Origin of the sequence: Streptomyces sp. GS7, assembly GCF_009834125.1 — a bacterium.
Lineage (GTDB): Bacteria > Actinomycetota > Actinomycetes > Streptomycetales > Streptomycetaceae > Streptomyces.
The window spans coordinates 3124943-3146608 of the sequence record NZ_CP047146.1 but is presented as its reverse complement, the minus strand read 5'-3'; the positions used below and the strand labels follow the sequence as shown (position 1 = coordinate 3146608).

The 21666-nt window shown below is 74.3% G+C and carries 20 protein-coding genes; 11 read left to right on the top strand and 9 right to left on the bottom strand.

What is annotated here, in order from left to right; translation table 11 throughout:
* Positions 1-756, bottom strand: coding sequence for a thioesterase II family protein (locus GR130_RS13715; RefSeq protein WP_159504983.1), 756 nt, complete (start codon positions 754-756; stop codon positions 1-3).
* Positions 757-880: 124 nt separating this feature from the next.
* Here GR130_RS13715 and GR130_RS13710 point away from each other — a divergent pair, with 124 nt between their 5' ends.
* Together GR130_RS13710 and GR130_RS13705 are read left to right on the top strand one after the other, a co-directional pair.
* Positions 881-1561: a histone deacetylase gene (locus tag GR130_RS13710; protein WP_443043760.1), complete on the top strand. Its 681-nt coding sequence runs from the start codon at positions 881-883 to the stop codon at positions 1559-1561.
* 69 nt (positions 1562-1630) lie between these two features.
* Entirely contained in the window at positions 1631-2944 is a 1314-nt protein-coding gene (locus GR130_RS13705; RefSeq protein WP_159504982.1) for a phosphoribosyltransferase family protein, read from the top strand.
* Between the two features lie 76 nt (positions 2945-3020).
* Here GR130_RS13705 and GR130_RS13700 read toward each other — a convergent pair whose 3' ends face one another.
* Complete coding sequence (locus tag GR130_RS13700; RefSeq protein ID WP_159504981.1) at positions 3021-4136, bottom strand: baeRF3 domain-containing protein; 1116 nt, start codon at positions 4134-4136, stop codon at positions 3021-3023.
* 279 nt (positions 4137-4415) lie between these two features.
* On the opposite strand from GR130_RS13700, the gene GR130_RS13695 reads away from it, so the two are divergent.
* The gene (locus GR130_RS13695; protein ID WP_159504980.1) at positions 4416-4850 is read left to right on the top strand and encodes a CBS domain-containing protein; all 435 of its coding nucleotides are present in this window, start codon (positions 4416-4418) and stop codon (positions 4848-4850) included.
* 110 nt (positions 4851-4960) lie between these two features.
* Here GR130_RS13695 and GR130_RS13690 read toward each other — a convergent pair whose 3' ends face one another.
* The gene (locus GR130_RS13690) at positions 4961-6166 is read right to left on the bottom strand and encodes a 4-hydroxybenzoate 3-monooxygenase (RefSeq protein ID WP_201305172.1); all 1206 of its coding nucleotides are present in this window, start codon (positions 6164-6166) and stop codon (positions 4961-4963) included.
* 193 nt (positions 6167-6359) lie between these two features.
* Positions 6360-7196 (bottom strand): 3-hydroxybutyrate dehydrogenase, encoded by an 837-nt coding sequence (locus GR130_RS13685; protein WP_159504979.1) that lies wholly within the window; start codon positions 7194-7196, stop codon positions 6360-6362.
* Positions 7197-7346: 150 nt separating this feature from the next.
* Here GR130_RS13685 and GR130_RS13680 point away from each other — a divergent pair, with 150 nt between their 5' ends.
* Positions 7347-7901 (top strand): hypothetical protein, encoded by a 555-nt coding sequence (locus tag GR130_RS13680; RefSeq protein ID WP_159504978.1) that lies wholly within the window; start codon positions 7347-7349, stop codon positions 7899-7901.
* Between the two features lie 45 nt (positions 7902-7946).
* On the opposite strand, the gene GR130_RS13675 is transcribed toward GR130_RS13680, so the two are convergent.
* The 3 genes from GR130_RS13675 to GR130_RS13665 all read right to left on the bottom strand — a co-directional run bounded on the left by GR130_RS13675 (position 7947) and on the right by GR130_RS13665 (position 10073).
* Positions 7947-8438 (bottom strand): NUDIX hydrolase, encoded by a 492-nt coding sequence (locus GR130_RS13675; protein WP_159504977.1) that lies wholly within the window; start codon positions 8436-8438, stop codon positions 7947-7949.
* Positions 8439-8582: 144 nt separating this feature from the next.
* On the bottom strand, positions 8583-9197 hold the full coding sequence (locus GR130_RS13670; protein ID WP_159504976.1) for a hypothetical protein: 615 nt from the start codon (positions 9195-9197) through the stop codon (positions 8583-8585).
* Between the two features lie 57 nt (positions 9198-9254).
* Complete coding sequence (locus GR130_RS13665) at positions 9255-10073, bottom strand: glutamate racemase (RefSeq protein WP_201304876.1); 819 nt, start codon at positions 10071-10073, stop codon at positions 9255-9257.
* 124 nt (positions 10074-10197) lie between these two features.
* On the opposite strand from GR130_RS13665, the gene GR130_RS13660 reads away from it, so the two are divergent.
* A complete protein-coding gene (locus tag GR130_RS13660; protein ID WP_159509949.1) occupies positions 10198-11346 on the top strand; it encodes a glycosyltransferase in 1149 nt (382 codons plus the stop codon).
* A 24-nt stretch (positions 11347-11370) separates the two neighbouring features.
* Here the strand turns inward: GR130_RS13660 and GR130_RS13655 are convergent, their stop codons facing one another.
* Positions 11371-12708, bottom strand: coding sequence for a TerD family protein (locus GR130_RS13655; protein ID WP_159504975.1), 1338 nt, complete (start codon positions 12706-12708; stop codon positions 11371-11373).
* Between the two features lie 273 nt (positions 12709-12981).
* On the opposite strand from GR130_RS13655, the gene GR130_RS13650 reads away from it, so the two are divergent.
* The 6 genes from GR130_RS13650 to GR130_RS13625 all read left to right on the top strand — a co-directional run bounded on the left by GR130_RS13650 (position 12982) and on the right by GR130_RS13625 (position 19262).
* Positions 12982-13428, top strand: coding sequence for a DUF6643 family protein (locus GR130_RS13650; protein ID WP_159504974.1), 447 nt, complete (start codon positions 12982-12984; stop codon positions 13426-13428).
* Positions 13429-13492: 64 nt separating this feature from the next.
* Positions 13493-14317, top strand: a complete 825-nt coding sequence (locus tag GR130_RS13645; protein WP_159504973.1) for an MOSC domain-containing protein — start codon at positions 13493-13495, stop codon at positions 14315-14317.
* Positions 14318-14539: 222 nt separating this feature from the next.
* On the top strand, positions 14540-15358 hold the full coding sequence (locus tag GR130_RS13640) for an MEDS domain-containing protein (RefSeq protein ID WP_236573006.1): 819 nt from the start codon (positions 14540-14542) through the stop codon (positions 15356-15358).
* On the top strand, positions 15352-15813 hold the full coding sequence (locus GR130_RS13635) for an ATP-binding protein (RefSeq protein WP_159504971.1): 462 nt from the start codon (positions 15352-15354) through the stop codon (positions 15811-15813). Before GR130_RS13640 ends, GR130_RS13635 begins: the two co-directional genes overlap by 7 nt.
* 246 nt (positions 15814-16059) lie before the next feature.
* The gene (locus GR130_RS13630) at positions 16060-16662 is read left to right on the top strand and encodes an Rv1733c family protein (protein ID WP_159504970.1); all 603 of its coding nucleotides are present in this window, start codon (positions 16060-16062) and stop codon (positions 16660-16662) included.
* A 167-nt stretch (positions 16663-16829) separates the two neighbouring features.
* Positions 16830-19262, top strand: a complete 2433-nt coding sequence (locus GR130_RS13625; RefSeq protein ID WP_159504969.1) for a right-handed parallel beta-helix repeat-containing protein — start codon at positions 16830-16832, stop codon at positions 19260-19262.
* On the opposite strand, the gene GR130_RS13620 is transcribed toward GR130_RS13625, so the two are convergent.
* Positions 19232-21637: a hypothetical protein gene (locus tag GR130_RS13620; RefSeq protein ID WP_443043598.1), complete on the bottom strand. Its 2406-nt coding sequence runs from the start codon at positions 21635-21637 to the stop codon at positions 19232-19234. The two genes, GR130_RS13625 and GR130_RS13620, sit on opposite strands and share 31 nt — an antisense overlap.
* Positions 21638-21666: the final 29 nt, after the last annotated feature.

The window sequence follows — 21666 nt, the reverse complement described above, 5'->3', positions numbered from 1 at the left end:
CTACGCCCAGCTCCCGATGTCGCGCACGATGACCTTCCTGACCTCCTCCGCCTGGGAGTTGAGGTAGAAGTGGCCACCGGGGAGCACCGTCAGCTCGCAGGGGCCGGTGGTGTGCTCGCGCCAGGCGTCCGCCTCCTCCGGGGTGGTGACCGGATCGCTGTCCCCCACGAGGACCGAGACCGGGCAGCTCAGCCGGGGCCCCTCGCGATGGCGATAGGTCTCGACGGCCTTGTAGTCCGCGCGGACCGCCGGCAGCACCATCCGCAGCAGCTCCTCGTCGGCGAGCACCGCCTCGTCGGTGCCGCTCAACTCCTTGAGGGTGGCGACCAGTCCGTCGTCGTCCCGCAGGTGGACCGACAGGTCGCGGTGCCGGGACGGGGCGCGTCGCCCGGAGGCGAACAGGCCCAGCGGCGGCCTGCCGGACCGCTCCAGATTCCTGGCGACCTCGTAGGCGACGGTGGCGCCCATGCTGTGGCCGAAGAGCGCCAGCGGCCGGCCGGTCCAGGGCTCCAGCGCCGCGGTGACCTGGTCGGCCACCTCGTGGATGTCCTCCAGGCACGGCTCGGACAGCCGGTCCTGGCGGCCCGGGTACTGCACGGCGAGCACGTCCAGTTGCGGGGACAGCGCCTGCGCCACCGGGAAGTAGAACGTCGCCGAGCCCCCGGCGTGCGGAAAGCAGACCAATCCGCAGGGCGCGTCGTCGGCCGGCCGGAACCGGCGGATCCACCGGTTGCTGTTCTCGCTGGTAGTAGCCACGGACAGGAGGTCTATCAGCCCGTCGGGGGAGCGATCAACCAGCGCCCGCTCGCCCGCCGCACAGCGCGCGGTCCGGGCCGGCCGCGGGCTCCCCGGTGACCCGCGGCGATACCGTGGACACGTGATGACCCCGCGCGTCCTGGAACCCCGCGAGCCCGGGCGGTACGCGGCCGGTACCGCCCCCGCGCCCCTGGTCTGGTACGCCGCCTACGGGTCCAACATGCACCCCGAGAGGCTCGGCCACTACCTCGCCGGCGGCCGTCCGCCCGGCGGCGGGCGCGACCACCCCGGCTGCCGCGACCCCCGCCGTCCCGCGCGCAGCGCACCCGTCGTCCTCCGCGGCCGACTGTACTTCGCCACCGAATCCGCGCTGTGGACCGGCGGCCGGGCCTTCTACGACGCCGACGCGGACGGCGAACTCCCCGCCCATGCCTATCTTCTGACGCTCTCTCAATTCTCCGACATCGCCGCACAGGAGATGTACCGCGAGCCGTCCGGCGACCTCGACCTCACACCGGTCCTCACCCGCGGGCGCGCCCGCCTCGGCCCCGGCCGGTACGAGACCCTGGTCTGCCCCGGCCGGCTCGACGGGCACCCGGTGCTGACCTTCACCGCCCCCTGGCGCAGCGCGGACGTCCCGCCGAACCCGCCCGCCCCGGCCTATCTGCGCCATATCGCCGCCGGGATCATGGCCACCCACGGCTGGACCCGGCAGCGCACCGCGGAATATCTCGCCGCGTGTCCGGGGGTCGACGCTCGGTGGTCGGTCCCGGAGATCGTCGCCCTGCTCGGACTTGCGCAATGAGACGATTTGGGGTTATTTCGAACTAGGTGTGGACGTGGCTTCGTCTCCCCTGGGTAGGGGGTGCACATCGTGCTGTTCACTGACCGCGCGGACGCCGGACGCCGCCTCGCCGAGGCCGTGCGCCACCTGGAGAGCGAGGATCCCGTCGTCCTGGGCCTGCCCCGCGGCGGCGTCCCGGTGGCCTATCAGGTGGCCCAGGCGCTCGATGCCCCCCTCGACGTGATCGTCGTCCGCAAACTCGGCGTCCCGTACCAGCGCGAGCTGGGCTTCGGCGCCATCGGCGAGGGCGGCGTACGCGTCATCAGCGACGACATCATCCGCCGGGGCCGGATCAACCAGTCCGACGTCGCCTCCGTGGAGCGCGAGGAAGCGGCGGAACTCGCCCGGCAGGCCGCCCGCTTCCGGGCCGGCCGGCCGCGGCTGACGCTGGAGGGCCGGACCGCGATCGTGATCGACGACGGCGTCGCGACCGGCGCCACCGCGGCGGCCGCCTGCGAGGTGGTACGCGCCCAGGGCGCGGCCCGCGTCGTACTGGCCGTCCCCGTGGCGCCGCCCGACGCCGCCGAGCGCCTGCGCGGCAAGGCGGACGACATCGTCTGCCTCTCCACCCCGTACGCGTTCTCCGCGGTCGGCGAGTGGTACGAGGACTTCTCCCAGACCTCGGACGACGAGGTCGTCTCCCTCCTGGCCCAGGCCGCGGCCGGCCCGGCCGCACGTGCCGGGACCGGAACGCCGGCGAGCGTGCCGACCGAGGAGGAGGTCCGGATCGAGGCGGGCCCGGTGCGGCTCACCGGGGATCTCGTCCGGCCCACCGCCACCGCGCCGATCGTGATGTTCGCCCACGGCTCCGGCAGCAGCCGGCACAGCCCCCGCAACCGCGCGGTGGCCGCGGCCCTCAACCGCGCGGGCCTGGGCACCCTGCTCTTCGACCTGCTCACCCCGGCCGAGGAGGCCAACCGGGCCAACGTCTTCGACATCGACACCCTGGCCCGCCGGCTCGCGGACGCCACCCGCTGGCTGCGCGCCCGCGCGCCCGTGCCCATCGGCTACTTCGGCGCCAGCACCGGGGCCGCCGCCGCACTGCGGGCCGCCGCCTACCCGGACGCGGACATCGGCGCCGTGGTCTCCCGCGGTGGCCGCCCCGACCTCGCCGGCCGCTCGCTGCTCGGCTCCGTACAGGCGCCGACGCTCCTGATCGTCGGCGGCAACGACACCCTGGTGCTGGACCTCAACCGCCAGGCGCAGTCCGCGCTGGGCTGCGAGAACACGCTCGAAATCGTCCCCGGCGCCACGCATCTCTTCGAGGAGCGCGGCGCCCTGGACCGGGTCTGCGTCCTCGCCCGCGACTGGTTCACCCGCCACTTCCGGATGCAACCGGCCTGACGCCGGACGGCGAACGGCGGTCAACGGATGGCCCGTTGACCGCCGTTCGCCGGTCCGTGGCCGACACCGCGGCGCGCTAGTAGCGCAACGCGCTCGCGATGCCGCCCACCTCGGCCAGTGTGCCGTCCGGTACGAACCGCACCTCCGCGCCGGTGTCCAGGGACCGTTCGACGATCTCGTCGACGATGTCGTCCACCGCGTCCCGCTCACCGGGCTCCGCCGGTGTCAGATGGCCGCCGGTCTCCCGCACCGTCTCGCGGTAGTTCTCCTCCACCGCCAGCAGGGCGACCCGGCCGGTGGTGACGTTCTGCCGGATCTCGTCGACCCCGGCCGCGAACGCCCGGCGCCCGCGCGCCCGGTCCAGTTCGGCCAGCACCTCCTCGACCTCACCGGCCGCCCGCTTCTCGGCGTAGGGGCGTACGGCCTGCCACACCGCGTCGGGCGGTCCGGCCGCCAGCCCCGCCTGCGGCACCTGCGTGACCTCCCCCTTGGCACCCTTGGCGCCGCGCAGGACGGTGCCGGCATCGTCCAGCAGGGCGAGCGCGGCCGCCTCGCCGGCCACGTACAGCGGCCGCGGGTCGGACCTGAGGACGGCGCCCATCGCCGTGTCCGCCTCCCGCAGGAACTGCCGGGTGTGCTCGTCGCTGAAGGTGCTGGGGATCTCGCCGACCTGCTCCTGGTTCTCCGCGTCCGGGTCGACGAGACTGCGGGTCAGCGGGAAGGCGCCCCGTTGCACCTCCGTGACGCGGTCCGCCGCACCGCTCCACAGGGAGATCCGGCCGGCGGAGAGCGCCATGACCCAGAACGGCCGCTCGGCGGCCTGCGCGGCGACCAGGTTGCGGGTCAGGAAGGTGTCCGAGAGCACCACACGGGCGGGCACCGTACGGCCCAGCGACCACACCTGGTGCTCGCCCGGCGCGGCGAAGACCGCCATCCCGTCCTCGGCGTGCGTCAGGTCGATCTCCGAGAGGGCCTGGTCCAACTGCTCGATGACGTCGATCCGTCGGTCCCTGCTGATGTCCGGATCGGCCTGGAGCTGCTCCTTGGCCTCGGCCATCATGTTGCGCAACAGGACCGGGTCCTGTGCGTTGTCCGGCTCCCGGCGATGCGTCGGCATGAGGACCGTCACGGCCGGATAGGGCCGCTGCCGCCGGAGCTTGGCGAGGTCGGCAGAGCTGAGCGCAGCATGCATCGGAACCCTTCTTTCCGCGAGTGGATTCGCACGGGGACACACCGTCGGCCGTGCGCGCACCGCCCCCCGCCCGGCACCGTCCGCCTCTCCCGGTCCGCTACTCCGCACCCGGCCACACTATGAACGATATGCCCGATTCCCCGGTGTGGCAGCAGCAGCGCGGGGCCTTCCGGGAACCGGTCCGGGACCCCCTCCGGCCCCGGAAGCGGGCATGCGCCATTCGTGGTGTCATCGAAGCAACGACGCAACGTCGACCACGCTCCGAAGGCGGGAGGAATCATGGCCAGCAAACAGCGAGCCCGGGACATCATGACCGGCGGAGTGCAGTGTGTGGGCGCGCACCAGACGCTGCTCGACGCGGCGAAGATGATGCGTGACCTGAAGGTCGGCTGCCTGCCCATCTGCGGTGACAACAACAGGCTGGCGGGCATGGTCACCGACCGTGACATCGTCATCAAGTGCATTGCCGAGGGCATCGATCCGGCGACGGTGCAGGCCGGGACCCTGGAGCAGAAGCTCCACTGGATCGACGCCGAGGCGGACGCCACCGACGTGCTGCGCACCATGGAGCAGCACCGGATCAAGCGCCTCCCGGTGATCGACGTCAAGGGCGGCCACCAGCTGATCGGGATGATCTCCGAGGCCGACCTCGCAAAGCACCTCTCCGACGCCCAGGTCGCGGAGTTCGCCACCCGCGTCTACGCGACCGCCTAGCGCCGCCGTACCGCGGCCGAGCGCACCGCACCCGCACCCCCGCACCCGGTCGCGCGACGGCCGCCCCGCAACTCCGTTGCCGGCGCCTCCAATTGCAGACCCGGCGTCACCTACAGATCCGACTCCTCGCCGATGTACAGCCCGGCGAACGCCTTCGCCGCGGACTCCGACCCCAGCAGCCGCCGCAGCCGCGCCGCGGCGGTCCCCGCCCGGAACCGATCGCCGGACGAGGCGCCGTGCAGCACCTCGGACAGCCACTGCGAGAACTCCAGGTACTGCCACACGCGCCGCAGGCACGCCTCCGAATAGCCGGCCAGGCCGCGGTCGTCGCCCTTGGCGTGGGCGATCAGCGCCTCGCCGAGGAGCAGCGCGTCGTTGATCGCGAGGTTCATCCCCTTCGCCGCGATCGGCGCGACCAGGTGCGCCGCGTCCCCCGCCAGGTACAGCCGACCGTACGCCATGGGCTCCACAACGTAGTTGTGCATGTCCAGGACCGTCTTCTCGGACAGCGGCCCCTCGGTCAGCGGCCGGGCGCCGCGAGCCGCGAGCCGGATGTGCAGCTCCTCCCAGACCCGTTCGTCCGGCCAGTCCCCGGCGCCGTCGCCGGACGGCACCTCCAGGTAGTAGCGGGTGATCTCACGGCTGCGCGCCATGTGCGCGCCGAGCCCCCGCTCGTGGATCCCGAAGACCACCCCGTCCGCCGACGGCGGCGCCTCGGCGAGGACCGCCAGCCAGGCCACGCCGTGGTCGTAGCGCGTGATCACCGCCCGCTCGGCCGGTATCGCCGACCGGCACACCCCCCGCGCCCCGTCGGCCCCCACGATGATGTCGCACTCCAGGCGGTGCCGCTCCCCCGTCCCCGGATCCTGGTACGAGACGGCGGGCGCGCTCCCGTCGACGTCGTGCAACCGCACGTCCCGCACCCCGAAGTGGGCCCGGCCGCCGGCCCCTTCCACGTACGACGCCAGGAGGTCGCTCACCAACAGCGGCTGCGGATAGACGAAATGGCGCCGCCCCGACAGCCGCGCGGTCCGTATCGCGTGCCGCTCCCCGCCGAACCGGAACTCGAACTCCGCCTGGGTCTCGGCCCGTTCCAGCAGCCGCCCGGCCAGCCCCTGCCGGGCCAGCGCCCGGACCGCCCACTCCTCGATGAACCCGGCGCGCGGGCGCCGCTCGATGAACTCCCGGCTCTCCGCCTCCAGTAGCACGCAGTCGACACCGGCGGCACGCAGGACGTTCGCCACGGTCAGACCGGCCGGCCCGGCCCCCACGATGACGACGGAGGTACGGGAACTCCCCGGCACCGCAGACGGCACAGGCGGCGCGGACGGCTCGGACGGCTCGGCGGGCGGGTGGGAGGACGAGGGTGCGGACACGGCGGGCGGTTCCCTTCGCGCGGGGAGCAAGATCGCTCGCAGTATGGCGGTTGGCCGAAACCGTTCGCCGAGCGCCCCGGTACCCACCGGTAGGAAGGGGCCCGCCCCGCCCCCGCGACGCGGGCGCGCCCCCTCAGTGCGCCGTCCAGCCCCCGTCCATCGCCAACGACGTCCCGGTGACGAACGACGCCTGCGGGGTGCAGAGACAGGCGACCGCCTCGGCGACCTCCTCCGGTTCGAGCAGCCGCTTGAGGGCGGAATCGGCCAGCAGGATGTCGGTCAGTACGCGTTCCCGGGGGATGCCGTGCGCGGCGGCCTGGTCGGCGATCTGGCGCTCCACGAGGGGCGTCCGCACGTATCCGGGGTTCACGCAGTTGCTGGTCACGCCGTGCGCGGCGCCCTCCAGGGCGGCGGTCTTCGACAGGCGCTCCAGACCGTGCTTGGCAGCGACGTACGCGGACTTGAACGGCGAGGCCCGCAGCCCGTGCACGGAGGAGATGTTGACGATCCGGCCCCAGCCCTGCCCGTACATATGGGGCAGCGCCCCGCGCAGCAGCCGGAACGGCGCCTCCAGCATGACGGTCAGCACCTCGTGGAACACCTCGGGCGGGAAGTCCTCGATGGGCCGCACGAGTTGGATGCCCGCGTTGTCGACCGGCACGTCGCTGCCCGCCGCGGCCCGCTCGGCGGCGGCCAGGTCGGTGAGGTCCAGCGGGCGGGGCTCGATACGGCCCGGCGCGCCACCGGGGAGGGCGGCCGTCAGCCCGGCGAGTCCGGCGGCGTCCCGGTTCACCGCCCGGACCGTGGCGCCGGCCGCCGCCAGCCGCAGCGCGCAGGCCCGCCCGATGCCGCCGGCGGCGCCGGTGACCAGCGCGGTCCGGCCGCGCAGATCGAGGAAACCCGCGAAACCCGGGGAACCGGGGGACGCGCCCGGGGTGTCCGGCGTGCCGGGGCCGGTGATCGCAGTCATGCCCGCGCCTTAGGCCGGGTCCGGGGCCGCAGGAGGGCGATCCGCGGACTCACTCGAACGGCCGCCCCGGATCGCCTCGCCCCCTGGTGCCTCCTAGCGTCGAACGACGCGGCGTGCCGTCTGCGCACCGCCGCCACAAGGAGGCCGACCATGCGGAGGCTGATCATCGCGCCGACGATGCTGCTCGCTCTCACGGCGGCGGGGTGCGGGACGGGAGAGGACGGCGAGACGTCCACCGCCGCCTCGTCGGCCGGCGAACCGGGCGGCGGCCCGGGTCCGCAGAGCTCCGGCGACGGTACGCCGGACCCGGCGTCGCCCACCGTCCCCGGTCAGCCGGTGAGCTGCGGCGAGATCGCCGATGCGCTGGGCCGGGCGCACGGCGTCGCGCTGTTCGCCGACCCCGGCGCGGGCGGCACGGTCGGCTGCACGGAGGCGCACGACGTGATGGCCGAGTTCTTCCTGCGGGCGCCCCCGTCACGCGCGAACCGCGGTGCGCTCGCCGTCCGGGGCTGGTTGTGCCAGTACGAGAGCGGGCCGACCGGCACCTGGATCACCAGCTGCCGCAAGGACAAGCGGGAGATGCACACGGAGGAGCCGACCGGGCGGGACGGTGGCCCCGGCGGCCCGCCGGGCGCTTCCCAACTGCCCAGCCTGCCCGATGACTCCGTGACCCCGGTGGCACGGCCGTCGACGACCGCGTTGTAGGGCGCGGCGGGGCACCGACGCCACGCCGTCCGCCGCCCCGGCCCCTCAGGGAACCGCGAGTTCCTCCCCCATACCGTGGAACCACGTCGGCCCGGCCTCCACGGCCTTCTTGATCCGGGTCAGTGCGAAGCCGTCCAGCTCCGGGAGGGCGTCGAGGGCGAACCAGCCGACCTCCACCGACTCGTCGTCGTTGACCCTCGCCTCGCCGCCGACCGCCCGGCAGCGCAGCGTGACATCCATGAACTGGCACACGTCGCCGTTGGGGTACTCGGTCGGCGGCATGGTCTCGACGAGCACGACGTCCTCGGCCACCACCCGCACCGCGGTCTCCTCGTACACCTCGCGCGTCGCCGTCTCGGCGGGCTGCTCACCGGGCTCGGGGATGCCGCCGATGATCGACCAGCCGCCGGTGTCGGCCCGCTTGCCGAGCAGCACCCGGCCGTCGCCGTCGAAGACGACCGCGCTCACCCCGGGCAGCCACAGCAGCTGCCGGCCGATGGAGCTCCGGAGTTCGCGGATGAATTCGGGGGTTGCCATGCGTCGACCCTACGGGACCCGGCGGGCGGCTCCCCGCCGCGAACCGGGATCGCGGACGCCCGCCGCGGCCGGACACCCGCCGGGACCACGGACGCGTGTCGGGCACCTGTCAGGCACGTCTTCAGGGGCGCGCGGCCGGCCCGGTCACGCCGTCGACGCCGGCGGGCGCAGCCGCAGCCGCTCGCGGACGCAGCGCACCGCGCCCTCCGCATCGTCGACGGTGACGGTGAACGTCCGCCCGTCACCGAGCCGGAGCACCATCCCCTCCCCGCGGCGCACCACCACCGCGGTGCCCTGCTCGGGACGCCAGCGGTAGCCCCAGCCGCCCCAGTGGCGGGGGGTGACGCGGGGATCGACGTCGGCGCCGACGACCGTGTCCAGCGGGATCCGGCGCCGCGGCACTCCCATGTGGCCGCACCGGACCTCCAGGCAGTCGTCGTCGACCCGGACCGCGACATGGACGAAGGCCAGGGTGCCGAAGAGCACCAGCAGGCCGGCGGCGACACAGCCGACCACGGACATCACCAGCGGCGCCAGGCCCGAGGTCCAGGTGCTCTCGACGGCGAGGGCGATGCCCAGTGCCAGGCAGGCCGCGCCCACGACGGCCAGCAGCCACTGCATGCGGTTGGTGGCGGTGCCGTGCCAGACCTCGGGGATCTCCGCACCGGAGCCGCCGGAGCGAGGTGCGCCGCCGGCCGCGCCGTCCGCGGAGCCGTGGCGATCGGGGGCTGCTGCCCCCTCGTGGGGGTGGTCCCTCATGGGACGCAGCGTACGCGCCTTCGCACGCTACGGCAGCGCTTCACGGCGCGTCGTTCGTCACGCCGCACCCGAAGCCGACGCGGCGGCGCCGACGTCATGGATGACGTCGGCGTTGAGCAGCCGGCCTTCGTCGTACGCCAGCGCCATGGCCGGCAGCGCGGCCGGACGGCCGCCGAGGATCACGGTGACGGTGCCGGTCGGGGCCGCCGACGGCGCCGGTTCGGCGCCGATCCGGCGCAGTGCCTGAGCGGCGACGGCCTCGGCGGAGCCATGCAGGACGAGGCGCGGGGCGCCGGGCTGCTGCAGGGCCGCGCGGATCCGCTCGGCGACCAGCTCGTAGTGGGTGCAGCCCAGCACGACGGCGCGTACGTCCCGCGGGGTGATATGCGCTGCGGCGGCGATGGCGGCGTCGATCGCGGCGTCGTCCGCCGCCTCCACGGCGTCGGCGAGCCCGGGGCAGGGCACTCCGGTGACCGCCACCCCGCTCGCGAACCGCTCGATCAGGTCCCGCTGGTAGGGGCTGCCGGTGGTGGCCGGGGTGGCCCAGATGGCGACCGGGCCGCCACCGGCGGCCGCGGGCTTGATCGCCGGGACGGTGCCGATGACCGGCACGGTCGGCTCCAGTGCGGCGCGCAGCGCGGGCAGGGCGTGCACCGACGCGGTGTTGCAGGCCACGATCAGCGCGTCGGGCCGGTGCGCCGCCGCGGCACGGGCCACGTCCAGCGCGAGGGCGGTGACCTCGTCCCGGCTGCGCGGGCCCCACGGCAGGCTGTCGGGGTTGGCGGAGAGGACCAGATCCGCGTCCGGCCGCAGACGGCGAACGGCGGCGGCTGCCGCGAGCAGCCCGGTCCCGGAGTCCATCAGCGCGATCTTCACCCGGACACTTTACTCAGCCGCCCGCCCGACTTGTCATACCGGCCGGGGGAACGTCCGCACCGGGAGGCCGTGTCGATCACCGCTGAGCGGCGGCCGTGGTGGGCAGACTGCGCCCGTGGGAGCGATGGAGTGGATCGGTGCCGGGTCGCTGCTGGCCTGGGTGTGGCTGGTGCTGGGGCAGGGCTTCTTCTGGCGGACCGACGTCCGGCTGCCGGACCGGCGGGATCCGGACCGCTGGCCGTCGGTCGCGGTGGTGGTCCCGGCGCGCGACGAGGCCGAGGTGCTGCCCGCGAGCCTGCCGACGTTGCTCGCGCAGAAGTACCCCGGCCGGGCGGAGGTCTTCCTCGTCGACGACGGCAGCACGGACGGGACCGGCGCGCTGGCCCGCGAGCTGGCGGACGGGCGCGGCGGGCTGCCGCTGACCGTCGCCTCCCCCGGTGAGCCGGAGCCGGGCTGGACCGGCAAGCTGTGGGCCGTGCGGCACGGCATCGCGCTGGCCCGGGAGCGCGCGGCGCCGGAGTACCTGCTGCTGACCGACGCGGACATCGCGCACGCCCCGGACAGCCTCCGGGAGTTGGTGGCCGCGGCCCACTCCGCGGACCTGGATCTGGTGTCGCAGATGGCGCGGCTGCGGGTGGTGACCTTCTGGGAGCGGCTGGTCGTGCCGGCGTTCGTGTACTTCTTCGCGCAGCTCTATCCGTTCCGCCGGGTCAACCGCCGCGGCGCCCGGACCGCCGCGGCGGCCGGCGGCTGCGTGCTGCTGCGGCGGGAGGCGGCGGAACGGGCGGGCGTCCCCGAGGCGATCCGGCACGCGGTGATCGACGATGTGACACTGGCGCGCGCCGTGCAGCGGTCCGGCGGCGCGATCTGGCTGGGGCTGGCCGACCGGGTCACCAGCGTGCGCCCGTATCCGCGGCTGGCCGGACTGTGGCGGATGGTCTCCCGCAGCGCCTATGCCCAGCTGCGGCACCAGCCGCTGCTCCTGCTGGGCACGGTCCTCGGCCTGGCGCTGGTCTATCTGGCGCCGCCGGTCGCGCTGCTGGCCGGACTGGCCGCCGGCCGTCCGGCGCTCGCCGTGCCGGGCGGCGCGGCCTGGACTCTGATGTGCGGTACGTATCTGCCGATGCTGCGCTACTACCGGCAGCCGCTGTGGTCGGCCCCGCTGCTGCCCTTCACCGCGCTGCTCTACCTCCTGATGACCGTCGACTCCGCGGTGCAGCACTACCGGGGGCGCGGCGCGGCCTGGAAGGGCCGTACCTACGGGGCGGTGTGAGCCGCGCTCCGGCCGGCGCCGCGGTCACTTGCCGGCCGGGGACCACGTAAGACCCCAGCCGTAGGCGCGGTCGACGGTGCGCTGCGGGCTGATGCCGGGCTCGGGGACGAGGTAGCGGGCCTCGCGCCGCACGACGAGTTCGCCGCCGGTGTGCGTGATCAGGGCCAGTGCGCAGACCGTGGAGGGCACCGTGCAGGCGTCGAGCGAGAACTCGACGGGGGCGCCGTGCCGGGGCTGGAGGGTGACCGTGGCGTTCAGTCCGTCGAAGCTGCGGGCGCCGGCGTAGATCGTCACGAAGATCAGGATGCGCCGGAAGCGCGCCTGGTGGTCGAGGTTGACGGTGAGGTTCTCGCCGGTCTCCACCGCGCCGGTGCGGTCGTCGCGGTCGAGCCGGATGTACGGCGGGGCGTCCAGGGCGCCGAAGGCGTCGGCGAGCGGGTGCACGACACCGGCCGAGCCGTCGGTGAATTCGTAGAGCGCGCACAGGTCGAGGTCGATATCGCCGGACGGCGGCAGCAGTGCGCCGCGGGCGCCCAGTGCCTCCATGGCCCTGCGGCCGAGTTTCTTGGTGAAGCGCCTCCCGGTGCTGCCCGCGCTCCAGTTGAGGTTCACCCGCATCGTGCCGGACGTGCCGCCCTGCTTCGTCAACGAAACCGCCGGAGCGTCCTTCGTGAGGGTGACTTTTGCCCGGCGCACGGGAGGGGGCGCGGAAGCCGGCGCGGGTTGCCCGGACGGTGGCGGAATTGACGCCACCGGTTGACCCGCCGGCAACGGGGGCGGCGCGGGCACCGGAGGGACCTGGCCGGAATACGGGGCCGCCGGAGCCGGCGGCGCGGGCGGCTCCTCCTCGACGCAGATGCCGAAGTCCGTGGCCAGCCCGGCGAGCCCGTTGGCGTACCCCTGCCCCACCGCACGGAACCTCCAGGCCCCGTCGCGGCGGTAGAACTCGCCCAGGACGAAGGCGGTCTCGGTGGTGGCGTCCGTGCTGTCGAAGCGGGCCAGCTCGGCCCCCGTGGCCGCCGCCAGCACCCGTATGTGCAGGCCGCGCACGGCGCCGAAGCCGCCGTCGGCGGAGGCGGCGAGCACCACCGTCTCGACGGCGGGCTCCACGGCGGCCAGATCCACCGCGAGGACGTCGGTCATCGCCCCGCCGGCCGCCCGCCTGCCCTCGTGGCGTACGGCGCCGGAGGCGTGCGCCGGCTGGTTGTGGAAGACGAAGTCGGCGTCGCCGCGGACCCTTCCGGACACCAGGAGCAGCGCGGAGGCGTCCACGTCCGGCACCCCGGGGGCAGGCCGCCAGCCCAGTTCCACCCGTACCGCCGGGGCCGGGACCGGCACATGGCCGCCCTTGAGCATCGGCATCGCCGCACCTTCCTCCCGGTCTCCCGGTCCCCTCGTTCCGCTCGCCCTCGCACCCCGTCAGCGGCGGCGCACCCCAACCTACTTGGCCGTGAGCACCCGGAATCGCCAACTGTTCATCCGCGAGAAGCGCGCTCTTTACACGATTCCTACGGGCGATCGCGACCGATTTTCACAAGTTCGCTCGCATTGTGGACCCATGGTCGCTCGCAACCCATAAAACAACCCTCTTTTCAGGCTCCCCAATCGACACATCGTGGGCTTAACTTATGAAGCATGACCTCCCCCCGCTCTACCTACGGCGGCGGCTACTACGCTTCGCCCTCCTTCCCGGACACCCCGATCTACGACAGCCTCGTCGCAGAGCGGGGTACCCCGCAGATCGCCCCGATCCGCGTGAATCCGTCCCCTTACGACACCGGTTCCTCCCATTTGCCGGCGCTGCCTTCGGCGTTGCCCGCGCTTCCCCCGGGGCCCTCCCACCCCTCCGCGGGCAACGGGTATCCGGGTGCCGCCGCGCAGCCGGTCGCCCCGCTGCAGCACACCCCGGCCCCGTACATCCCGCAGCAGGCGGGAACCCGCGGCTACCAGCCCCCGCAGCAGCACCAGCGCCCGGCCGGCGGCACCGGCTACGAAGCGATGCGCCCGGCCGCCCCGGTCGCACCGCGGCCCGCCTCGCCCTTCGACGATCCGTACGGCCGCCAGTACCCGCGCGGATACTGACCGGACCGACGGTCCCGTCCCGGCCGTTCGGTCAATTGTCCGAGGCGGCTGGCAGGATGGGGCCATGTCGACGTCCGTGCTGCAGTCGCTCCATCTCTATCCGGTCAAATCCATGGCGGGGTCCGGTCCCGGCGAGGCGGTCGTGGAGCCGTGGGGGCTCGCCGGGGACCGACGCTGGCTGGTGGTGGACGCCGAGCGGCGGCTGGTGACCCAACGCCAGCATCCGGCGCTGGCGTTGGCCCGTGCCGAGGAGCGGCCCGAGGGTGCCCTGCGGCTGACCGCGCCCGGGGTGCCGCCGCTGACGGTCGAGGTGCCGGCCCCGGTGGAGACGATCCCGGTCGGGGTGTGGAAGGACGAGGTCGAGGCGGTGCCCGCGGGCGCCGAGGCGGCCGAGTGGTTGCGTGCCTATCTCGGCGTCGAGTGCCGGATGGTGCATCTCGACGCCCCGGAGAAGCGCCGCCCCGTCGACCCGGAGTACGGCCTGCCCGGGGACACCGTCAGCTTCGCCGACGGTTATCCGCTGCTGCTCACCACCACCGCGTCGCTGGACGCCCTCAACTCCCTCGTCGCGCAGGGCGACCTCCCCGACGAGGGCCCGCTGCCGATGAACCGTTTCCGGCCCAATGTGGTCGTGGACCACACCGCGCCCTGGGCGGAGGACGACTGGCGGCGGGTGCGCATCGGCGAGGTGGTCTTCGACGTGGCCAAGCCCAGCGCACGGTGCGTGGTCACCACCACCGACCAGTCCACCGCCGAGCGCGGGAGGGAACCGCTGCGGACGCTGGCCCGCCACCGGCGCTTCGGCGACCGGCTGGTCTTCGGCCAGAATCTGATCCCGCGCGGGACGGGCGCGATCCGGATCGGCGACCCGTTCGAGATACTCGACTGACGGGCCGGCGCGACCCTCCGGCGTGGTCGCGCCACGGGTGCGCACGGCTGCCGTCGTACGCATTGCGGGCCGGTCGGCGGCTGCCTACAGTGAGCGCACAGCGTCGCCGACGGGACCGGCCGCGGGGGGAGACAGAGAGCTGTTGTGTCGATGCCTGCAAGGGACGCCGGAGGCGGTCTTCTCATCCCTGTCCAGCATCTGCGGCCCGGGGACCACGCCTTTGTGAGTTACGGCAACGACGAGGTGCGCTGGGAGGTCGTCACGGCCTTCGTTTGCCTCGGGCTGGCCCGCGGCGAGAAGGTCCTGGTGCTGCCCTGCCCCGGCGTGCCGGAGGAAGAGGTGCTGGCCCGCATCGACTTCCCGAGCCGCAGCACGGTCCCGGCCCGTGAGCGCGGTCAGCTGGTGCTGACCAGCATGCGGGAACTGCTCCTGCCGGACACCGAGTTCACCGCGGCCCGGCAGCTCGGCCGGCTGCGCGCTGCCACCGACCGGGCGACGGCCGAGGGCTATGCGGGGCTGCGGGCGTTCATCGACATGGGCTGGGTGCCGGCCCTCGGCACCGACGTCACGGTGATGGAACGCCGGGAGACCGGTGCGGACGCGTTGTTCGCCGGGCGGCCGTACACGGAGATCTGCGCGTACGACCGCCGCCGGTTCGACCGGAAGGTGGTGGCCGCGATGGAACGGGCGCACCCGCGCGCCGTGCTGGAGCGGCTGGGGACTCTGCGGTCGGTGCGCGGCCCCGACGAGGCGCTGTGCTTCGTCGGCGAGGCGGACGCGGCGAACCAGGCCGCGTTCGCCCGGTCGCTGGAGATCGCGCTGGCCCGGACGGCGGCGGCCCGCCGGCTCACCGTCGATCTGACGCGGCTGCACTTCCTTTCGGTGGGCTGCGCGGTGGCGCTGCTCACCCTGGCCCGGGGCGCCGCGGGCCATGATCTGGTCGAGGTGCGCTGCGACGGCGGGCAGCGCCGGATGCTGCGGCGGCTGGGCTCCGATGCGGTGCCGCGGCTGACGCCGACGGAGGTGGTACGGCCGTGCTGAACCCGGAACCGGCCGGTCGGGCGGAGGTGCCGGCGGAGGAGCCCGGCCGCCGGCTGCTGCAGCGGCGCTTCACCGCGCGCCTGCTGCCGCAACTGCGGCTGCTGGTCGAGGAGTGCGCGGCCCGCGAGGGGCTGTGCGAGCCGCGGCGCGGCGAGTTCGTGCTGGCCGTGGACGAGATCGCCGGGAACGCCGTGGAGCACGCGGGCGGTTCGGGACGGCTGGTGCTGCGGCGGGTGGGCGATGAGCTGGAGTGCCGGATCAGCGACGCGGGGCCGGGGTTCAGCGAGGCCGTGATCCCGGAGCTGCTGCCGGGCCTGGACGGCGCGCCGAAGGGGCGCGGGCTGTGGCTGGCGCGGCTGGTGGCCGACCGGTTCGCGGTGTCCAGGGGGACGGGGGCGCCCGGGGCCGCGGGCGAGGCGGGCGCGGTGGTGACCGTGGCCGTACGGCTGCGCTGACACCGTGGCGTACGGGGCGTTCTTCGGCCTTCTCGCGACGAGCGTCACAACTCCCCTCAAACGCCCCCAACTTGCCCCGCGGCATGGGGTGTTCACGAAACGGGTGGGCCCGGTGGGGCGGGTGCGACCGGACCGGCCGCCGCCCCGCGGCGTGATGTCACTCTCTCTTCACCGAACCTTCGCATGGACGCCGTGCCACGCGGTATGCACAGATCCGGGCGCGGCAAAGGCAGCAAAGGGGCGGCGATGCGGGCGATGCGGGGCTTATGGCACTGGCGGCACAATCCGGTGCGACGGCGGACGGACCGGATCGAAGCCTGGATCGCGCTGGCCGCCGCCCTGCTGATCGTCCTCGGGGCGCCCGCGCTCGGCTGGTTCACCGGCCGGGCCGCGCACGGCGCGCTGCTGGAGGCCGTACGCCGGCAGCACCGGGAGCGGTATCCGGTGTGGGCCACCGCCGACCGGCCGGCCTCCCGGCCGTCCGCCCGCCCCGATCCGGAGACCTCCGCCCCGCACGGGGCGCGCCAACGGACGGTGGCTCGCTGGACCGGGCGGGACGGCAGCGCGCACACCGCCGAGATCGCGGCAACCCGGGCCGTGCAGCCCGGTGCGCGGTTCCGCATCTGGACCGACGGCCGCGGGCGGATGGTGCCGCGCCCGATGGACACGGGCGCGGCGGCGACCCATGCGGTGCTGGCCGGACTGGGCGTCGCCGGGGCCGCCGGGGGACTCGTCGACGCCGCCCGGCGACTGGCCGTCCGGCAGTTGATGGTGCGTCGGTACCGCCGCTGGGACGCGGCATGGGAGCGCGCGGGGCAGGACTGGGGCCGGGCGGACGCCGGGAGTTGAGGTGCGGCTGACCAGGCGGCGGACTGTGTCCGCCACCACTCGCCGGGCGCGCTACGGTGGTGCAGCCAGCCTCTCGGCTGGGGCCTCGCAGACCCCGATGCGGACATCCGCGGACGTATGGCTGCCGGGGCGACATCCGCCGCACGAAGTGGGGACACGACACCGCCATGGCACAGGGCTCGGTCCAGGTGACGCACTCCGGATCGTCGCGTTGGCGGCGCCGCACCGGGGAGTACAGTTCGCTCGCCGCCGCCCTGGAGGCCGCCGGGGACGGTGACGTGCTGACCGTGCCGGCCGGTACGTACCGCGAGAACCTGGTGCTGCTGCGCGCGGTGACGCTGCGCGGTCCCGAGGGGGCCCGCGGGTCGGTGCGGATCGCGCCGGCCGACGGTGTGGCGCTGACGATACGGGCCTCGGCCACCGTCCACGACCTGCACCTGGAGGCGACGGATTCCGCCTCGCCCGCGCTGCTGGTGGAGGACGGCGCCCCCGAACTGGCCGACATCCGGGTCGTGACCCGGTCCGCGGCCGGTATCGAGGTCCGGGGCGGGGCCCGTCCGACGGTGCGCCGCTGCACGGTCGACAACGCGGGCGGCGTCGGCATCAGCGTGCTGGACGGCGCCGGCGGGGTCTTCGAGGAGTGCGAGGTGATGGCCGCCGGGCAGGCCGGGGTGGCGGTGCGCGGCGGCGCCCATCCGCGGCTGGAGAACTGCCGGATCCACCACGCCTCGGGAGCGGGCCTGTCGCTGACCGGCGAGGGCAGCGCGGTCGAGGCGGTCGGCTGCGAGCTGTACGAGATCAAGGGCGCGGGCATCCAGGTGGCTGCGCGGGCCACCGGGCATCTCACCGACTGCACGGTGCACCGGACGTCCGCTGACGGCGTCACCCTGGACACCGACGCGGTGCTCACCCTCGCCGACTGCGACATCCACGACATCCCGGAGAACGCCGTCGACCTCCGCTCGCGGTCGGTGCTGACGCTGACCCGCAGCACGGTGCGGCACTTCGGGCGCAACGGCCTGTCCGTATGGGACCCGGGCACCCGGGTGGACGTCAACCAGTGCGAGATCCACGACAGTACGGGCGACTATCCCGCGGTGTGGGTCAGCGACGGCGCGACCGCGGTGCTGGACTCCACGCGGGTGCACGACGTGCCGGACGCGCTGTTCGTCCTCGACCGGGGCTCCCGCGCCGACGTCGTGGACTGCGATATCGCGCAGGTCCGCAACACCGCGGTGTCGGTGAGCGACGGCGCGACCGTCCAGCTGGACGACTGCCGGATCCGGGAGACCTCGACCGGTGCCTGGTTCCGCGACCACGGCAGCGGCGGCACGCTCGCCAACTGCACCATCGACGCGGCGCAGACCGGCGTGATCGTCACCAAGGGCGCGGATCCCACCATCGAGGGCTGCACGGTCAGTTCGCCCACCGAGGCCGGGTTCTACGTCTCGGCGGAGGGCCGCGGCACGTTCCACGGCTGCCGGGTCACCGGCAGTTCGGGCTTCGGCTTCCATGTGATCGACGGCTGCCGCACCACGCTGACCCGGTGCCGCACGGAGCGCTGTGCGCGCGGCGGTTACGAGTTCGCCGACGTGCAGGGCACCGGCGGCGGCCCCACCGTCGAGGACTGCACCAGTGACGAGAGCCGGACCACACAGGCGCCGGCCGCGGGGGCGGTGACGGCGCCCTCGGTGCAGCAGGCTACGCAGACGGCCGGGCTGCTGGGCAACGTCCCGGCGCAGCGCGCAGCGTCGGCGGCCGCCGAGCCCCCGGAGGAGCCGGTGGCCGGCCGTCCTCCCGAGGAGGTGGTGGGTGAACTGGACACCCTCGTAGGGCTGGAGAGCGTCAAGCGCGAGGTGCGCAGCCTGATCAACATGATCGAGGTGGGCCGGCGGCGGCAGGAGGCGGGGCTCAAGGCCGCCTCGGTCCGCCGCCATCTGGTCTTCACCGGCTCCCCCGGCACCGGCAAGACGACGGTGGCCCGGCTGTACGGCGAGATCCTGCACGCGCTGGGCGTACTGGAGCGCGGGCACCTCGTCGAGGTGTCGCGGGTGGACCTGGTGGGCGAGCACATCGGGTCGACGGCGATCCGCACCCAGGAGGCGTTCGACCGGGCGCGCGGCGGGGTGCTGTTCATCGACGAGGCGTACGCCCTCTCGCCGGAGGACTCCGGGCGGGACTTCGGCAAGGAGGCCATCGACACCCTGGTGAAGCTGATGGAGGACCACAGGGACGCGGTGGTGGTGATCGTGGCCGGCTACACCGCCGAGATGGAGCGCTTCCTTGCGGTCAACCCCGGTGTCTCGTCCCGTTTTTCACGGACCATCACCTTCGGCGACTACGCGCCCGAGGAGCTGCTGCGGATCGTCGAGCAGCAGGGCGAGGAGCATGAGTACCGACTCGCCGAGGGGGCCGGCGAGGCGCTGCTGAAGTACTTCACGGCGCTGCCCAAGGGGCCGTCGTTCGGCAACGGGCGTACCGCGCGGCAGACGTTCGAGGCGATGGTCGAGCGGCACGCGGGCCGGGTGGCGAAGCTGCCCGACCCGAGCACCGACGACCTGACCCTCCTCTACGCGGAGGACCTGCCCGAACTGCCGTGAGCGGGCGCCCGTTCGGCGCGCGGGCACGGTATCGCGGGGCCGAGCCGGGCGATCAGTTCGGCGCGTACCTTGTCGAAGACCGGGTCGGCCTGGTAATCGCCGTGGCCGAGGATCTGGGCGGGCAGCGGGTTCTGCAGCGTGCGGCCGAAGGCGAGCGGGTCGCGCAGCGGCCCCTCGTCGATCCGGCGGCCGTCCTCGCAGGTGAGCCGGATCGGGCCGCCGATCGGGTCGGTGAAGCGCCAGAGGTTGCGCCAGTCGTCCATCTCACGGTGCAGCCCGGTGAGTGCGGGCGGGCCGAAGAAGGCGGGGAACCAGCGGCCGTAGAGGCGTTCCAGGGGGCTGCCGTACGTCAGCAGCGCGACCCGGCTGCGCGTGACCAGGTCCAGCTGCCAGACGGCCGCCGCGGCCAGCACACTGCCCTGGGAGTGCCCGGAGATCACCAGCCGGCCGTCGAACCGCTCGGTCCAGGTGGCCATCCGCCAGGTCAGGTCGGGCACCGCGCGCTCGGCGTAGCAGGGCGGCGCGAAGGGGTGCGCGGCGCGCGGCCAGAAGGTGCCCACGTCCCAGAGGATGCCGATGGTGCGGCGGGCGGAGTGGTCGCGGTAGGCGCGCCGGCCCATCGTGAGCAGCAGGATGACACCGGCGCCCATGAGCCAGGACCCGAGGGATTCGGCGGTCTCGGCGGCGGCGTGGAGGACCGGCGGGGCGCCCGCCGTGGCACGGCCGGGCGCCTGGTCGGTGATCCAGGCGCCGGCCACCGCGCCCGCCCCCAGAGTGAGCGTGACGGCGGCGGTGGCGGCCACCAGGACGGGCGCCGCGTCGGTCAGCCCGGCGCGTGCGATGGTGCCGGCGATCCGCCGGGTGCGCAGCGCGTCGGGCCGCTCGCGCGGGTCGTAGAGGCCCGGCACGTCCTCGGCGACGCGGTTGCGGACCACGATCACCCGGATCCCGGCGAGCACCGCGACGACGGCGACCACGACCAGCAGCGCGGGGATCATCGACGCCTGCCAGGACAGCAGGACCGGCGGCCCGGGGATCGCGGAGGGGTCCCGGCCGGGGGCCGCCGGCCCGCCGATCCAGTCGGCGAACCGCACCGCCACTCCCCCGGACAGCACCCCGCCGACCGCGCAGGACAGCAGCGCGACGGCGGGCCCGCCCATCCCGCGCAGCGCCGTACGGGCCTCGTCGCGGGCCGCGTGCTGCAGGAACCAGGCGGTCACCGCCAGCGCGAGGACCAAGGCGCCCTGGAGGACGGCGATCCCGCCGAAGGCCGCGACACCGGGCAGCGGGCCGTGGCTGCGCGCTTCCGGGCGCGCCCAGCCGGCGTGGACGGCGGTCAGCGCCAGCACGAGCAGGGCGGCGTACGGCAGCGCCCGTACGGCCGGGTGGTCGGCCCCGTGGTCCGGTGCCGCCTCGCTGCGGGCGGTGCGCCAGACGACGAGCAGGGTGCCGGCGGCGAGCAGCACGACCAGCGCTGCCAGGCCCTGGCCGAGGGCGACGAGGGTGCCGTCGCCGGCCCGCCGGTCGCTCCGGAGGGAGGCGACGAGCAGGGCGGCGGCGATGGTCAGGATCCCGGCCGTGGTGTGCGCGGCGCGCAGCCGGGCGACGAGCCGGCGGCCGTACCAGAAGCCGTCCAGGTTGAGCGCGGTGCGTTCCTCGACGGGGGTGTCGCGGGAGGCGCCGGGCCGGCGGGGCGGCGGTGAGGCGGACTCGTACGCGCTCCAGGTGCGGTGCGAGAGCCACCAGAGGAAGCCGACGACCGTCAGGGGCACGACGGAGGCGAGCGCCAGCCGGCGGCCGGGGACGCTCCACCAGCCGGCGTTGTCGGGGCTGAGGAAGCCCAGCCAGGATTTCCCGGCGACGCAGACGGGGGTGCCGGCGCACTGCCAGGCGGTGAGGTCGAGGGCGACCTCACAGGCCGCGGCGGCGAGCAGCACGGTGAGGGTGAGCGCGAGGAGGCGCACCAGGAGGTCGTAGATCCGCTGCGCCCGGTGCTCGGGCGGGGCGGCCGGGCGCATCCAGTGGGCGAGGTTGGCGACCATGAAGGGCACCAGGACCAGCCAGAGCGCGCGGGCGCCGTTGCCGGACGTCAGATTGCTCCAGCAGTACGCCTCCCGGACCGGTTCGGAGAGGTGGTCGCCGGGCCGCTCCTCTGCGTCCGCGTCGTCGGTGCGGCGGTAGCAGGCGGCGGTGTCGTCGCCGGTGATCCGCTGGACGCGCGGGTCGCCGAGCATCTTCTCGGGCGTGGTGCCGCCGACTCCGTGGACCAGCAGCTCCAGGCTGAGCCGGGGCAGCGGCGCGGTGTCCGGTGCGGCATCTGTCGTGGTGGTACGGCCCGTTGGGCCGGTGTGCCGTGGTGTGTCCGCGGTCTCCACTGGCTCTCCCCCGATGTCAGTGCGGTGCG

Coding starts and splice junctions, on each gene's coding strand:
- GR130_RS13710 (WP_443043760.1), top strand. CDS start 881: ATGACCCCGCGCGTCCTGGAACCCCGCGAGCCCGGGCGGTACGCGGCC.
- GR130_RS13700 (WP_159504981.1), bottom strand. CDS start 4,136: ATGCATGCTGCGCTCAGCTCTGCCGACCTCGCCAAGCTCCGGCGGCAG.
- GR130_RS13695 (WP_159504980.1), top strand. CDS start 4,416: ATGGCCAGCAAACAGCGAGCCCGGGACATCATGACCGGCGGAGTGCAG.
- GR130_RS13685 (WP_159504979.1), bottom strand. CDS start 7,196: ATGACTGCGATCACCGGCCCCGGCACGCCGGACACCCCGGGCGCGTCC.
- GR130_RS13680 (WP_159504978.1), top strand. CDS start 7,347: ATGCGGAGGCTGATCATCGCGCCGACGATGCTGCTCGCTCTCACGGCG.
- GR130_RS13675 (WP_159504977.1), bottom strand. CDS start 8,438: ATGGCAACCCCCGAATTCATCCGCGAACTCCGGAGCTCCATCGGCCGG.
- GR130_RS13670 (WP_159504976.1), bottom strand. CDS start 9,197: ATGAGGGACCACCCCCACGAGGGGGCAGCAGCCCCCGATCGCCACGGC.
- GR130_RS13660 (WP_159509949.1), top strand. CDS start 10,198: ATGGAGTGGATCGGTGCCGGGTCGCTGCTGGCCTGGGTGTGGCTGGTG.
- GR130_RS13655 (WP_159504975.1), bottom strand. CDS start 12,708: ATGCCGATGCTCAAGGGCGGCCATGTGCCGGTCCCGGCCCCGGCGGTA.
- GR130_RS13650 (WP_159504974.1), top strand. CDS start 12,982: ATGACCTCCCCCCGCTCTACCTACGGCGGCGGCTACTACGCTTCGCCC.
- GR130_RS13645 (WP_159504973.1), top strand. CDS start 13,493: ATGTCGACGTCCGTGCTGCAGTCGCTCCATCTCTATCCGGTCAAATCC.
- GR130_RS13630 (WP_159504970.1), top strand. CDS start 16,060: ATGCGGGCGATGCGGGGCTTATGGCACTGGCGGCACAATCCGGTGCGA.
- GR130_RS13625 (WP_159504969.1), top strand. CDS start 16,830: ATGGCACAGGGCTCGGTCCAGGTGACGCACTCCGGATCGTCGCGTTGG.